The 12110-nt window shown below is 69.1% G+C and carries 17 protein-coding genes and 1 pseudogene; 8 read left to right on the top strand and 10 right to left on the bottom strand.

Features of this window, described 5'->3' with window-relative positions; all coding sequences use genetic code 11:
• Positions 1 to 11: 11 nt before the first annotated feature.
• Both ACH4EW_RS18085 and ACH4EW_RS18080 read right to left on the bottom strand, forming a co-directional pair.
• On the bottom strand, positions 12 to 680 hold the full coding sequence (locus tag ACH4EW_RS18085; protein ID WP_398257916.1) for a hypothetical protein: 669 nt from the start codon (positions 678 to 680) through the stop codon (positions 12 to 14).
• Between the two features lie 27 nt (positions 681 to 707).
• Positions 708 to 1211 (bottom strand): helix-turn-helix domain-containing protein, encoded by a 504-nt coding sequence (locus ACH4EW_RS18080; RefSeq protein WP_398257913.1) that lies wholly within the window; start codon positions 1209 to 1211, stop codon positions 708 to 710.
• 107 nt (positions 1212 to 1318) lie between these two features.
• Between ACH4EW_RS18080 and ACH4EW_RS18075 the strand changes: the two are divergent.
• The 5 genes and pseudogenes from ACH4EW_RS18075 to ACH4EW_RS18055 form a co-directional block, all read left to right on the top strand.
• Positions 1319 to 1498: pseudogene (locus ACH4EW_RS18075) on the top strand (TetR/AcrR family transcriptional regulator); the annotation flags it as partial.
• A 223-nt stretch (positions 1499 to 1721) separates the two neighbouring features.
• A complete protein-coding gene (locus ACH4EW_RS18070) occupies positions 1722 to 2102 on the top strand; it encodes a hypothetical protein (protein ID WP_398257911.1) in 381 nt (126 codons plus the stop codon).
• Positions 2103 to 2228: 126 nt separating this feature from the next.
• Complete coding sequence (locus ACH4EW_RS18065; RefSeq protein WP_398257908.1) at positions 2229 to 2681, top strand: hypothetical protein; 453 nt, start codon at positions 2229 to 2231, stop codon at positions 2679 to 2681.
• Between the two features lie 57 nt (positions 2682 to 2738).
• Complete coding sequence (locus ACH4EW_RS18060; protein WP_398257905.1) at positions 2739 to 3230, top strand: hypothetical protein; 492 nt, start codon at positions 2739 to 2741, stop codon at positions 3228 to 3230.
• Between the two features lie 97 nt (positions 3231 to 3327).
• Positions 3328 to 3849 carry an HAD domain-containing protein gene (locus ACH4EW_RS18055; protein WP_398257902.1) on the top strand — a complete coding sequence of 174 codons (522 nt, stop codon included), beginning with the start codon at positions 3328 to 3330 and terminating at the stop codon, positions 3847 to 3849.
• Positions 3850 to 3974: 125 nt separating this feature from the next.
• Here the strand turns inward: ACH4EW_RS18055 and ACH4EW_RS18050 are convergent, their stop codons facing one another.
• Complete coding sequence (locus tag ACH4EW_RS18050) at positions 3975 to 4160, bottom strand: DUF1737 domain-containing protein (RefSeq protein ID WP_043440283.1); 186 nt, start codon at positions 4158 to 4160, stop codon at positions 3975 to 3977.
• A 300-nt stretch (positions 4161 to 4460) separates the two neighbouring features.
• Between ACH4EW_RS18050 and ACH4EW_RS18045 the strand changes: the two genes are divergently transcribed.
• On the top strand, positions 4461 to 4817 hold the full coding sequence (locus ACH4EW_RS18045) for a hypothetical protein (RefSeq protein WP_398257899.1): 357 nt from the start codon (positions 4461 to 4463) through the stop codon (positions 4815 to 4817).
• A 10-nt stretch (positions 4818 to 4827) separates the two neighbouring features.
• A complete protein-coding gene (locus ACH4EW_RS18040; protein ID WP_398257897.1) occupies positions 4828 to 5349 on the top strand; it encodes a DUF2199 domain-containing protein in 522 nt (173 codons plus the stop codon).
• A gap of 189 nt (positions 5350 to 5538) precedes the next feature.
• On the opposite strand, the gene ACH4EW_RS18035 is transcribed toward ACH4EW_RS18040, so the two are convergent.
• The 4 genes from ACH4EW_RS18035 to ACH4EW_RS18020 all read right to left on the bottom strand — a co-directional run bounded on the left by ACH4EW_RS18035 (position 5539) and on the right by ACH4EW_RS18020 (position 9256).
• Positions 5539 to 6219, bottom strand: coding sequence for a TetR/AcrR family transcriptional regulator (locus ACH4EW_RS18035; RefSeq protein WP_398257895.1), 681 nt, complete (start codon positions 6217 to 6219; stop codon positions 5539 to 5541).
• An 80-nt stretch (positions 6220 to 6299) separates the two neighbouring features.
• On the bottom strand, positions 6300 to 7550 hold the full coding sequence (locus ACH4EW_RS18030; RefSeq protein ID WP_398257892.1) for a GNAT family N-acetyltransferase: 1251 nt from the start codon (positions 7548 to 7550) through the stop codon (positions 6300 to 6302).
• 75 nt (positions 7551 to 7625) lie between these two features.
• Positions 7626 to 8609, bottom strand: coding sequence for an asparaginase (locus ACH4EW_RS18025; RefSeq protein ID WP_398257889.1), 984 nt, complete (start codon positions 8607 to 8609; stop codon positions 7626 to 7628).
• Between the two features lie 44 nt (positions 8610 to 8653).
• Positions 8654 to 9256 carry an ABC transporter substrate-binding protein gene (locus tag ACH4EW_RS18020; RefSeq protein WP_398257886.1) on the bottom strand — a complete coding sequence of 201 codons (603 nt, stop codon included), beginning with the start codon at positions 9254 to 9256 and terminating at the stop codon, positions 8654 to 8656.
• Positions 9257 to 9373: 117 nt separating this feature from the next.
• Here ACH4EW_RS18020 and dtd point away from each other — a divergent pair, with 117 nt between their 5' ends.
• The gene (gene dtd / locus ACH4EW_RS18015) at positions 9374 to 9823 is read left to right on the top strand and encodes a D-aminoacyl-tRNA deacylase (RefSeq protein WP_398257883.1); all 450 of its coding nucleotides are present in this window, start codon (positions 9374 to 9376) and stop codon (positions 9821 to 9823) included.
• A gap of 74 nt (positions 9824 to 9897) precedes the next feature.
• Here the strand turns inward: dtd and ACH4EW_RS18010 are convergent, their stop codons facing one another.
• The 3 genes from ACH4EW_RS18010 to ACH4EW_RS18000 all read right to left on the bottom strand — a co-directional run bounded on the left by ACH4EW_RS18010 (position 9898) and on the right by ACH4EW_RS18000 (position 12036).
• The gene (locus ACH4EW_RS18010; protein ID WP_398257880.1) at positions 9898 to 10863 is read right to left on the bottom strand and encodes a YgfZ/GcvT domain-containing protein; all 966 of its coding nucleotides are present in this window, start codon (positions 10861 to 10863) and stop codon (positions 9898 to 9900) included.
• 58 nt (positions 10864 to 10921) lie between these two features.
• Positions 10922 to 11392, bottom strand: coding sequence for a Fur family transcriptional regulator (locus ACH4EW_RS18005; protein ID WP_398257877.1), 471 nt, complete (start codon positions 11390 to 11392; stop codon positions 10922 to 10924).
• 71 nt (positions 11393 to 11463) lie between these two features.
• On the bottom strand, positions 11464 to 12036 hold the full coding sequence (locus tag ACH4EW_RS18000) for an FABP family protein (protein ID WP_398257874.1): 573 nt from the start codon (positions 12034 to 12036) through the stop codon (positions 11464 to 11466).
• Positions 12037 to 12110 lie beyond the last annotated feature (74 nt).

The following is a 12110-nucleotide window of genomic DNA, read 5'->3' as shown; positions in this document are numbered from 1 at the left end:
GCGCCGGGACCCTACTTCGCGGTCGGCGGAGTGGTCTTCTTCGCGGCGGGCTTGCGCGCGGGCGCCTTCTTGGCGGGCGCAGCCGGCGCCTTGCTCTCCGGCTTGACGGTCTTCGGGGCGGGCGAAGCCTTTGCCGGCCCCGGCTTGACGGCCGGCCCCGGCTTGGCAGTGCCCGTCGGCTTGGCAGTGCCCGTCGGCTTGGCGGTGCCGGTCGGCTTGGACTCCTTGCGCGGCTCGACGACGACGGCGATCTCGACGATCTCGTCGGCCGTCTCACCGCGCCAGGTCTTCACGGTCTGCTCGCCGCGCTCGGCGACCTTCTCGTACTTCTCCCGGGCCCGCACCGCGTACTCCGCGGCCACGCCCAGACTGCGCAGCGCCAGGTCCTGGGCGCTCTCGCCCAGCTTCCGCAGATCGCTGTCGAACGAACCGATCACCTCGGTGACCTTGGCCTGCACGGCGGCCTGCGCCTCCTTGGCCTGCGAGGTCACCTTCTCCTGCACGGCCTTGGGGTCGGCGTTGCGCACGGCCTCGATACGCTCCGGCGCCTCGGCACGCAGCTGCTCGATCAGCGCCGGGACCTTGCGCGCCTGCTCGACGGCGATATCGGCCGTACCGGCGGCGAAGTAGAGGGGGGTCGGGTCGGTGAGGGTCTTGCGCAGGTCATCGGTGATGGCCATGACTGTGGTCCTCCCGGATCATCAGACTCAGTGTGAGGGTTTTGAAGGCTTTGAAGCTGTGTCGGCATCGCTGCCGCCGGCCCTGCGGGGGCCGTCGGCACCGGGGTGGCCGTCCGCACCGGCCCCCGGCCCGGACTCGCCGCCTGTCCCCGATCCGGCTTCGGCGCCGGATTCCGGCCCGGGCTCGAACCCGTTCTCCTTGCGGAAGGAGTCGTAGATCTGCAACAGAACATTCTTCTGCCGCTCGTTTATGGACGGATCGGCCAGGATCACTGCCCGCGTCTCCAGTTCCTCCCGCTCCCGCTCATCCAGAATCCCGGCCCGTACGTAAAGGGTCTCGGCGGAGATCCGCAGCGCCTTGGCGACCTGCTGCAACACCTCGGCGCTCGGCTTGCGCAGCCCGCGCTCGATCTGGCTGAGGTAGGGATTGGACACCCCGGCAGCATCGGCGAGCTGCCGCAGCGACAGCTGCGCATTGCGCCGCTGCTCGCGCAGGTACTCACCGAGATTGCCGACGTTGAGTGATGCCATACCTCGATGGTGCGCCACCTTGCTAACTTTTGCAAGCGCTTGCTTGCAAAAGTGCACCAGGCCACTCGCGTGGCCCCTGTGTGACTGCTCGCGGGATGTCCGTTCCCTGTCGTGACTGGCAGCGCGCCCACGGCCCGCATGTGACGAGAATGCTGGCCACCGGCCGCTTCCCGGCGTTGGCCAAGGCCGTGTACGACGGCACGGACGTGAACGCCGAGACATCCTTCGCCGGCCTGGACTGGGTCCTCGACGCCGTGGCCGCCAAACTCACGCGACCGCCGACGTGACGCTCAGCCCCTGCCGAACGTGAGCGAGGTCAGGGTCGGTGTCCACGGGCCGTGCGGGCTTGCGCCGCCACCACGAGTCTTGCCGAAGGCCCCTCGCCTCGCCTCAGCAGTTAAGAGTCGCGGCCCAGCGGCGGGGGATCGCGGCGGACTGTGCAATCACTCGGACGAGAGGTTTGGTCCCATTCAAGCCGCCCAGTCCCTGCAGGTCTGCAAAGTGGCATACATGGGGCTCGGTGTACTGGAAGGGACGAAGCCGTCACAAGTAGACGGCTTCGAGGTCGGCTGGCGGGATGACCAGGGTGAACACCGGCTGCCGTTGGCGGATGCGGTCTCGGTGCCGTTCGAGGCCGGGCGGCCGGTCCGCGGCTTCCCGTCGTATCGCGGGCAGCGGCATTTCCCTGGCCAAGGTGCCGATCAGGGCCGCATGCCGCCGTTCGCACTGTTGGACATCGTGCCGGAGCGGGAAGCCGAGAAAGCGGTGGCCTGGGAACGGCATGTGACCAAGGTGGAGTTCGGCAGGCCGCTGGATGCTGGTCCCACAGCCCTGCCTCGTCAGCCAAGAATGGCCAGTCACACCCGTGCGCTGACGAACTCGCGTGACTGAGCTGAGACTGAGCGTTCCAGGGCACCGAGCACTACGAGCCGATGTCCGCGTTTCAGTTGCCGCCGGCCGGCGGAAACGGGCCAAATGCGGGTGCCGAGTCCTGGGCCGGTCGGGCAAGATCCGGGCATGTCCACCGACATCAGCGGAATGATCGAGTGCCGACCAGGGGCCCGCCTCTGGGGTCCCGACGACGAGGACTCCGTGTGGCAAGCGGCCATCGATCTCTTCCTGCTCAACCAAGGTAACGCCTATGACGGCCTCGCCTGTCTCTTCGGAGTCCGCAACTCCTTCGGCTTCCGCCCTCTGGCCGAAGGCCGTGGCTTCCCGAATGATGCGTCGGTGGGGCTGAGGAGCGAGTACGCAGCCTATGGGGGACCCAATGACGCCTTCGGAACGACGTGGATCACCTGGGCTGAGGTGACCGCCGTCGATTGGCAAGAAACAGACAGCTCCGGCACCCGAAGCCGGGCCGCTGCCGCAGGAGACGGGAGCGACTGGGGTCGAGTATGGAGCGTCATGGGCACGCTCAGCGAAGTCCACGGGGCGGAAAACGTGCGGCTCGTCGTGTGGTTCCACTGACCACACAGCAACCAGCATCTCTACCTCGCCGTCCAGGATCGGCCCAGAATGCTGCCTATGGCCGATGGAGAGCACAAAGAGGCAGAAGCACCCACATTCCTGTCGTCCGCAGCCGAGGTGGCTCGGCTGCTGGACCTCGACACTGCAGCCAGCGTCCCGGAAGACCGACGCGCGCGGCACCTGGCCCACGCAGCGCGCAAGCAACTGCTCGAACGCGCGAGCCTGCCCGAGGAATTCTTCGCTCCGCTGATAGCCGCGGCTGTCTACGACCCCGACCCAAGCTTCTGCCGCTGGTTCGTCGAGCCGGCGGTCTACATATTCGGACGCCGCCGCGTCTTGGCGACACTGCTCAGCTATCTACTGACGGGCACGGACGCGGAACAGGCGGGCGCCAAACGGGCCTGGTACTGCGCCCACGTGCCGCTGCACGCGGACAGGTCTCCGGCATACGCGCCTGGTGGGCGCCGCGACCCCGCCCTGAACGAAGCCCGCGACCTGGTGGACAGGTGGCGGGAGTACGCAGCTGTACCCGACCGCATCGAAGCTTGATCCCGCACAAGGAGTTACCTGCTGGTCAGCCCTGGCCCGTATAGAGGCGGCTGTCTACCGACGAGCGGGAGGGGGAGGGCGCGTACCCTGTGCTGCTGTGACTGGCTCTGTGCGGCGTCCGCTGCTGTTCCTTGATGTCGACGGACCACTCATCCCATTCGGCGCGGAGCCTCAGCGGTATCCGACCTATGCGACAGGTCTCGATCCACGTGAAGCCGACGCGAATCCGCTCCTGAACAGGATCAATCCTGAGCACGGGCCCAAGCTGGCCGCGCTCCCGTGCGAGGTGGTCTGGGCCACGACGTGGATGGATGACGCAAACGAGTGCATCGCTCCCTTGATCGGTCTTCCGCAGCTGGACGTGGTGGTTTGGCCAGAGCCGTCCGACATCGATGACCAGGACGAACGCGAAGGACTGCACTGGAAGACGCGCGCCCTCGTCCAATGGGCGACGGGGCGGTCGTTCGTCTGGGTCGATGACGAGGTCACTGACACTGACCGGGCCTGGGTCGCCGCCCACCACCCGGGGCACGCTCTGCTCCACCGAGTCGATGCCCGCCTTGGTCTCACCCATGACGACTATGTGGTTCTCGGTTCGTGGCTACGACAGCCGTTCTGACACCAGGAGCACCCCGATGCTGCCCTGGCAAGTAGCGACGCGGGAGATGCCGGACAGGGCGGGTTGGGAACAGGCCGCGCGGGCCCAGATGCGCTTCATTACCCATCCCGCCCGTCTCAAGGTTTCTACGACCGTGCCGGCCAGATCAGCGCCTGGGCGACGATGACGTTCTCACCGTTGAAGGTGACGGCGGGGCCTTCGTGCAGTTCGTAGCCAAGGCCAATCGCCTCGCTCACCCGGTGGCAGAACGTGGCGTCGTCCGGGCCGGTCAAGACTCGGTAGACGGGCAGCCCGTCCGGTGGTGTGCTCATGAGCGAAGGATCTCAGGCCGGCTCCAGGTGTCTATGAGCACCCCCAGCCCGATCGCTCCCACGGCCGTAACCCGTGCTGCCAAAACTCGTGCACCCGACCGTGGATCGGGGTGCCTCCCAGACTGGGGAACAACCGACGTCATGACTGAGAACGAACAGCGGATGGGTTCCGACAATGCGGCAAGGTGCCGCAGCTGTCGTCGTGCGCCCACCAGGGATTACGGGACAGCCCTCAGGTGCGATCCTGCATGGATGAACCCTCTCGGCGACGCGCGCCTGCGTACTTGGACGCTGCGATTCATGGCCCTCCTCGCAGCCGACACCCAGGTTCAGCTTGCCTGGCTGGGTGAGCGGGAGCTGGAGACGGAGGCTGTCGTTGAAGAGGTGGAGCTCCTCTGCCGCATCTCCGAGGGACTCGCGGAGCGCGGAGCCTTCGAACCTGAGAATCTGCGCGATCTCCAGGCCATCAGCCGTTGCCTGGCCGAGATCGATTCCGCCTGCCGCGCCGGCCTCTGGGCCAACGCCCTGGCCACAGATCCGGCGTGGGACGCAATACGTCCTCTGGCCCGCCAGTTCCTCCTTACGACGCTGGGCGACTGGCGTCAGCCATTGCCACGCCCTGCGGGCGGACGACGCTGCTTTCGAAACACGCCCTAGGATCCCGCCCATGGCTATCGACCTCGGCTACACCTGCTCCTGCTGCGGCGAACACCACGCGGAACTCCCGATGGGGTACTCGACCATGGCACCCGACGTCTGGGACGCGAGCCTGGAGAGCGATCCCGACAGCATGCTCTCCCCGGACCAGTGCATCGTCAGACACCAGCACTACTTCATCAAGGGCCTGATCGAGATACCCGTCCTCGGCAGCGAGGAGCCGTTCTCCTGGGGCGTCTGGGTCTCGCTCAGCCCGGAGAACTTCGCCCGTGCCCTCGATGTGTGGGAGACCCCCGGGCGAGAGTCCGAGCAGCCGTACTTCGGCTGGCTGAGCACCGAGTTGGGGCTGTACTCGCCGCGCACGACCAACCTCAAGACGAACGCCCACACCCGCCCGATCGGGCTGCGGCCCCGGATCGAGCTGGAGCCCACCGACCACCCCCTCGCCGTGGAACAGCGCACCGGCATCACGCTCGACCGAGTGCGGGAGATCGCCGAAGCGGTGCTGCACGCCGAGGACGCCCATACCTGAGCGACACCGCCGGGTACTCCCGGCCGTGGCGGTGACGGGTGCGGCGGTGTTCGCGGCCCTCGCGCTGGTGGCGGTGCCCGCCGGTGCACAGCGATTCGGTCACGTTCACAGGCGGTGCCGAGGACTGCCGCCCGTCCGAACAGACCCGGATACCGACGCGAACACCGGCCCGTCCACCGCTGCCGCCCTCTACTCCTCCCCGATCCCCGACCGCAGTTGCACAAAGGCGAGTTCGGCGGCCTCGACCGCACTGCCGTACGCCTGGTCCGCGCTCTCCCCCGCGTCGATCCGCCGCCAGTTCTCCAGGGCCAGGATGCGCTGCACGGCGATGACCTGGCCCGCGGCCAGCCTGTCCCGCACCCGGTCGCCCAGCGCACGGGCGAGCGCCGCCTCCGATCGGCCCTGGTAGGCGTACAGGCGGGCCACCAGGGACGGCGTCCCGTACAGCAGCCGCAGGAACGCCAGCACCTCCGGCGCATCGCAGAGACCGGTCACCGGGTCGCGCCGCTCCAGGCCGTCCAGGAAGTGACGGCGCAGCGCGTCCAGGGGGGATTCGGTGTCCGCCCGGGCGGCGACGACACGGGCCGCCTCGTCCTCGTGGTCGGCGAACCGGTGCAGGGCCAGGTCCTCCTTGGCCGCGAAGTACCGGAACAGTGTCGGCTTGGAGATGTCCGCGGCGGCCGCCACCTCCGCCACCGAGACCTTGTCGAAGCCCCGTTCCAGGAACATCGCGATCGCGGCATCGGAGACCGCCTGGTAGGTCAGCCGCTTCTTCCGTTCACGCAGGCTCATCGGCGCAGGGACCGCAGAGGCCGCGGGGGCCGCGTGTTCCGCCGTCCCTGGCCTGGGTTTCTCTCCGCTCATGACCATGAAGCGTACGCCTTGACCTCAACCGGACTTGACGTCCGCCGCCGTCGCGCCGTCCGCGGCCGTGTCGGCCCGAGCGACTCTCAGAACACATCCGGGCACCAGGACCGCCGCGCCGCCCGGAACATCCCCTCCGCCAATGCCACCGCACCCGGCGTGAGTTCCTCGATGCGGCCCAGAGCCGCCAGTCGGGCCGGGGACTCGTCTCCCAGGTACAGCGTCCCCAACTCCCTTACGTCCAGGGCGAGATCGGCGGTGGCCGTGGTGGGCGTGCAGGTCGCACCGGAAGGGGAGGCGTCGAGGTGGTAGCGGCCGGTGGTCAGGCCGGTGGTGTCGTGGATGTCCAGGGTCAGTGCGCCGGGTACCGCGTAGGTGCGGGCCTCCAGGGCGCGTACGACGTCCAGGACGCGTACCCACAGCCAGTCCGCCTGGGTCACGATGCGCGCCGCGCGCGGGTCCGGGAGGAGGAGGGGCAGCAGGTCGTCGGGGGCGCGGTGGCCGGTGCGGACCGTGGTGATCCAGTCGATGGAGCAGACGAAGTGCCACAGCGCGCGCTCCGCGGCGGGGGTGACGGCGATGTGGTCGAACACCGTGGCCCGGTTCAGCGGCTGCTTGGCGTCGCCCCAGTTGTCGTCGGCGCGGTAGATGATCAGGCCGTCGGCCTCGCCGTCCGCGTTGGAGTAGACGGCGTAGAAGGGTTCCGTCCAGGTGTCGGGGCCGGGCCGGTTCTCGCCGGTGGTCAGTTCCCACCAGCGTGCGGCGCGGTCGACCGCCCCGTGCTGCCGGGCGCGCAGCCGCTCATGGAGGGCCGGTCCCAGCTTGCGTACCTCAGAGCCGGCCACCAGGTCGATCCGGCCGCCGTCCTCGGCGCAGGGGCCCGACCACCGTGGGTCAAGACCCGACCTCGGTACGTCGATCTCCCATTCGGTGGTCCATGTCGCAGGGCCGAAGCCGTACCGCCCGTAGATCGGGTACTCGGCGGCGATCAGTGTGGCGACCACGTCGCCGCGGTCCTTCGCCGCCACGAGGTCCGTGGCCATCATCCGGCTCAGCAGTCCGCGGCGGCGGTGCGTGGGCGACACCGTGACATTGGAGATCGCGTCGGCCGGCACCGTGGCACCGCCGACGACCGTGAGCTCCTGGGCGAACGAACGGAACGTGGCCACGCACCGCCCGCCGTCGAACGCGCCCTGCGTACGGGCCAGGTCGGTGTGCGGTCGTCGGCTGGCAACTTCCTGATCCGTCACCACCGGCGGGCGCAGAAAGCCGGTGTGCACGGCCCGCAGCCAGTCCGGGTAGTCGGATTCGGTTATCGCACGGACATCAAGGCGCATGGACCCCACGGTAGGCAGGCGCTCCCGGAATGTCGCTCGGTTTTCCGCCGCCCCCATGTGCCGGTCCGAATCCGGTCAGAACGCTGCCCGGATCTCGCCGACCTCCCCGCCGCCGCCCAGCAGAGGCGCGCGTCCGATCCGGGAGACGACCGGGGCGTCGATGCCGAGCAGGCGCAGCGACTGTGCCAGCACCGGGCCGAGTGCCCTCGTCGCACCGTCGTCGATCTTGAAGGCCAGTGCCCGGCCGTCCGCCAGCGCCACCGCCTGCACCGCCTCCGCGCCCATCTTGGAGAGCGTTCCCGGCACTTCCCGCATCAGCCAGGTGTCGGGGCGGCGCGTTCCGGCCACGTACTCGGGGTGTGCCCGCATCGCGTCCCCGACCCGGCGCTCCGCCGACCCCGGCTCCGCCAGTACGAACGAACGGAAGGCGCGCGCCAGACCCACCAGGCTGATCGCCATCAGCGGCGCCCCGCACCCGTCCGTACCGACCGTCGTCACCGGCTCGCCCGCCGCTTCCTCGACCACCTGGTGGACCAGCTTCTGGAGCGGGTGCGAAGGGTCGAGGTAGGACGCCCGGTCCCAGCCGTTCACCCTGCACACCGCGAGCATCGCCGCGTGCTTGCCGGAGCAGTTCATCGTGATCCGCTCCCGGACATGGCCCGCGGCGAGATACGTCTCCGCCTCCTCCGGGTCCAGCGGCAGATCGGGCGGGGTCTGCAGATCGCCGGGCGTCAGTCCGTGCTCGGCGAGCATCGTGCGCACGAGTTCGAGGTGGAAGCCCTCGCCCGAGTGGCTCGCGGCGGCCAGCGCCAGCCGCTCCCCGGACAGATCGAGCCCGGCCCGCAGCACCGCGGCGGCCTGCATCGGCTTGTTGGACGAGCGCGGGAAGACCGGCGCCGCCGGGTCACCCAGAACCCGCTCCACGCTGCCGTCGGCGGCCAGGACGACCAGCGAGCCCCGGTGCCGGCCCTCCACGAAGCCCGACCGCACGACCTCGGCCAGGACGGGGTGGGCGGGGGATATGGCGCAGGGGGCGGCAAGGGCGGCGCTGGAGGTCATGGTGGCCTTCCGGGGACGGGCGGACCCGCCCCGGAAGGATCGCTTCAGGCGAGCAGGTCGTCTACTTGTGCTTCACCGTCACGGTACCTGCGTGCGATCTCCGCACTGCAATCGTCAGCGGTCCGTTGCAGCTCGTGACGGCGCCGGGAGACCTGCTGTTCGTAGCGGACCAGGCGCCCCATCGCGGCGCGCAGTTCTTCGTCCGTACGGGCGTCGAGGTCGGAGAGTTCGACCTCGGACAGCGTCTCGGCCGCCAGCCGGCGGTACTCGTCGCTGCGCGGTGTGGTGAGCGTGACATGCCTGGCGGAGGAACGGTGCCGGGACGGGGTGTCGGCGAGGATCTCCGAGAGCCGGTCCACCACCGGTGTCTCCGGATCCAGCCTCCGGGCCAGCTCGGCCCGCAGGATGTCGATCCGCCCCTGGACCAGCCGCCGCACATAGCTGAGGTCGGCCTCGTCGCGCTGCGATTCGCGGCGCAGGGTGCGCAGCTCCGGCAGCCGAAGGCCGTCCAGTTCGGGCTGCGGTCCCGCTGACGGATCGTCCACGGGACCGTGGATGGTTCGCTGCACGGGTGGGCGCATGGTGCTGGTACTGGTGCGCGCGCCCGGCACGGCGCCGGGGGACTGCCCGGTTCCATAGGTACTCATGCTTGTGTCCATCCCCTCGACCGGTGCGTCGGCACACCGCCTTCCGAGCATCGTGCCATTCCCGTGGGGCGTGTGTGGATGCTCTGTACCCGTTCAGCCCAAGATAGGTTGGTCTGTATGCGTGCAGTGGTACAGAGGGTGGACGGTGCGAGTGTCACGGTGGCCGATGGCGCGGGCGCGTCGGGCGGGCCCGAGGTGGTCGGCGAAATCGTCGGCGAAGGGCTGTGTGTACTGGTGGGAGTCACCCACGGGGACACCGCGGAGAAGGCGGCGCAGCTGGCCCGCAAGCTCTGGTCGGTCCGCATTCTGGAGGGCGAGAAGTCCTGCTCCGATGTGAATGCACCGCTTCTGGTGATTTCGCAGTTCACTCTCCACGGGGACGCCCGGAAGGGGCGCAGGCCCACCTGGAACGCCGCGGCGCCCGGCGAGGTCGCCGAACCGCTGGTCGACGAGGTGGTGGCACAGCTGCGGGCGCTGGGGGCGCAGGTGGAGACGGGCCGGTTCGGGGCGGACATGCGGGTCTCGCTCACGAACCATGGCCCGTTCACCATCATCATCGAGGTCTGAGCCGGGTCCGAGTCGGATCCGGTTCAGGTCGAGCAGTCGGTGCAGACGGCCGCGCGTAGAGATTCTGCGCTCGGCTACGGCTCCACGACCGTCTCCTGAGCGGCGGCCGTGTCCCCCGCGAGCAGCTCCGCGTCCACCGCGACGTTCCGCTTGACCAGGGCCAGTGCGATCGGCCCCAGCTCGTGGTGGCGGGCGGACGTGGTGATGAAGCCCAGCTGCCGGCCCTCGGCGCCGTCCGCGGCGAGCCGTACCGGTGTGCCGTGTCCGGGCAGGACGACCTCGCTGCCGTCGAGGTGCAGGAAGACCAGCCGCCGCGGCGGCTTGCCCAGGTTCTGCACCCGGGCCACGGTCTCCTGACCGCGGTAGCAGCCCTTCTGGAGGTGGACGGCGGTGCCGATCCAGCCCAGCTCGTGCGGGATGGTGCGGTGGTCGGTCTCGAAGCCGAGGCGGGGACGGTGCGCCTCGACGCGCAGCGCCTCGTACGCCAGGATGCCGGCCACGGGGCCGTTCCCTGCCGCGTACTTCTCCAGGTCGGCGCGGGGCAGGAACAGGTCCCGGCCGTACGCCGTCTCCCGTACCGTCACGCCGTCCGGGACCTCCGCGATGGAGCCGGCCGGCAGGTACACCACGGCGAAGTCCTCGGTACGGTCGGCGACTTCGACCCGGTAGAAGAACTTCATGGACTCCAGGTAGGCGATGAGATCGCCCTGCGTGCCCGGCTCGGCATGCATCCACACGGTCTCGCCGTCGTCGACGAGATAGAGGGCGTGCTCGATGTGCCCGTGCGCGGTGAGGATCAGGGCCTCGGTGGCCTGTCCCGGGGCGAGTTCGCTGACATGCTGGGTGAGCAGCAGATGCAGCCAGGCCAGCCGGTCGCTGCCGGTGACGGTGACGACGGCGCGGTGCGAGAGGTCGACGAGGCCCGAGCCGTCGGCCAGGGCGCGCTGCTCGCGGAACAGGTCACCGTAGTGCGCGGCGACACCTTCGTCGCGCCCTTCGGCGGGGACGGCGCCGGGCAGGGACAGCAAGGGGCTCTTCATGTGACCAGCGTACGACGCGATTTACGGCCTCCCCCACTGCCCATCGGGGGTGAGGCCGTTACGGCTTGGGACCGGCCGCGTCGGCCGTCCGGGCCGCACCCTTGGGCGCCGCCTTCGCCGTGCAGTCGGCGCAGCGGCCGAAGATCGCGAAGTGCTTCATGTCCGTCTCGAAACCGAAGCTGCCCTGCAGCTTCGCGGTGAACTCGGCGACGACGTCGACATCGGCCTCGATCACGTTCGAACAGTCACGGCAGACCAGATGGATGTGGTGGTGGCGGTCGGCCAGATGGTACGTGGGTGCCCCGTGCCCCAGATGGGCGTGGCTGACCAGCTCCAGTTCCTCCAGGAGCTCCAGCGTCCGGTAGACGGTGGAGATGTTCACGCCGGACGCGGTCTTGCGCACCTCGGAAAGGATGTCGTCGGGCGTCGCGTGTTCCAGCGTGTCGACGGCTTCCAGGACAAGCTGCCGCTGCGGCGTCAGACGATAGCCGCGCTGCCGGAGATCGGTCTTCCAGTCAGTGCTCACCACAGGCCCAGTGTAGGACCGGGTGAGCACCTGTCCGCAGCTCTCCGCGTGAGGAAACCCGTGGACGGGCCGGACTACTTGAAGAAGGCGATGCCGTCGTCCGGCAGGTCGCCGAGGCTCTTCGCCATGGCCTCGACCTCTTCCGGAGTGACGACCTTCTTCAGATGCGCCGACATGTACGGGCGCAGCTCCACCTCGGGGGTGGCCTTCTCGCCGACCCACATCAGGTCGCTCTTCACATAGCCGTAGAGACGCTTGCCGCCGCTGTACGGGCCGGAGGCCGCGGTCCGGGCCACCGCGTCGGTGACCAGGTCGATCTGCGGCTTCTGGTCGGCCAGCTCGCCGTACCAGATCTCGATGACGCCCTGGTCGCGGGCCATGACGGCCTCGACCTTGCGGTCCTTGTCGATGCGCCAGTAGCCGGACTCGGACTCCAGCGGCTTCACCTTCTTGCCCTCGGAGTCGAGCACCCAGGTGTGCGAGACGTACTCCAGGAAGTCCCGGCCGTCGTGGCTGAAGGAGACTTCCTGGCCGAAGTTGCACTGTTCGGCACCGGGGAAGTCGGAGACACCCGCGCCCGCCCAGTTGCCGAGGAGGAAGGCCAGAGGGACGAGGTCCGGGTGGAGGTCGGACGGGATCTCGATCATGAGCGGCTCAGACGATCTGTGAGGTGGGGGCGGGTGACTGCGAACGGGACACATCGGGCATGAGTGTCACGTCC

It is taken from the genome of Streptomyces sp. NPDC018000, from assembly GCF_044328025.1.
Lineage (GTDB): Bacteria > Actinomycetota > Actinomycetes > Streptomycetales > Streptomycetaceae > Streptomyces.
The sequence above is the reverse complement of the archived record's forward strand: the minus strand, read 5'-3'. Positions and strand labels throughout refer to the sequence as shown.

Bases quoted from the DNA above. Each gene is read 5' to 3' on its own strand.
- ACH4EW_RS18020 (WP_398257886.1), bottom strand. From the start codon at position 9,256: ATGAGTACCTATGGAACCGGGCAGTCCCCCGGCGCCGTGCCGGGCGCG.
- ACH4EW_RS18050 (WP_043440283.1), bottom strand. From the start codon at position 4,160: ATGAGCACACCACCGGACGGGCTGCCCGTCTACCGAGTCTTGACCGGC.
- ACH4EW_RS18030 (WP_398257892.1), bottom strand. From the start codon at position 7,550: ATGCGCCTTGATGTCCGTGCGATAACCGAATCCGACTACCCGGACTGG.
- ACH4EW_RS18010 (WP_398257880.1), bottom strand. From the start codon at position 10,863: ATGAAGAGCCCCTTGCTGTCCCTGCCCGGCGCCGTCCCCGCCGAAGGG.
- dtd (WP_398257883.1), top strand. From the start codon at position 9,374: ATGCGTGCAGTGGTACAGAGGGTGGACGGTGCGAGTGTCACGGTGGCC.
- ACH4EW_RS18085 (WP_398257916.1), bottom strand. From the start codon at position 680: ATGGCCATCACCGATGACCTGCGCAAGACCCTCACCGACCCGACCCCC.
- ACH4EW_RS18080 (WP_398257913.1), bottom strand. From the start codon at position 1,211: ATGGCATCACTCAACGTCGGCAATCTCGGTGAGTACCTGCGCGAGCAG.
- ACH4EW_RS18060 (WP_398257905.1), top strand. From the start codon at position 2,739: ATGGCCGATGGAGAGCACAAAGAGGCAGAAGCACCCACATTCCTGTCG.
- ACH4EW_RS18070 (WP_398257911.1), top strand. From the start codon at position 1,722: ATGGGGCTCGGTGTACTGGAAGGGACGAAGCCGTCACAAGTAGACGGC.
- ACH4EW_RS18065 (WP_398257908.1), top strand. From the start codon at position 2,229: ATGTCCACCGACATCAGCGGAATGATCGAGTGCCGACCAGGGGCCCGC.
- ACH4EW_RS18040 (WP_398257897.1), top strand. From the start codon at position 4,828: ATGGCTATCGACCTCGGCTACACCTGCTCCTGCTGCGGCGAACACCAC.
- ACH4EW_RS18025 (WP_398257889.1), bottom strand. From the start codon at position 8,609: ATGACCTCCAGCGCCGCCCTTGCCGCCCCCTGCGCCATATCCCCCGCC.
- ACH4EW_RS18035 (WP_398257895.1), bottom strand. From the start codon at position 6,219: ATGGTCATGAGCGGAGAGAAACCCAGGCCAGGGACGGCGGAACACGCG.
- ACH4EW_RS18000 (WP_398257874.1), bottom strand. From the start codon at position 12,036: ATGATCGAGATCCCGTCCGACCTCCACCCGGACCTCGTCCCTCTGGCC.
- ACH4EW_RS18045 (WP_398257899.1), top strand. From the start codon at position 4,461: ATGGCCCTCCTCGCAGCCGACACCCAGGTTCAGCTTGCCTGGCTGGGT.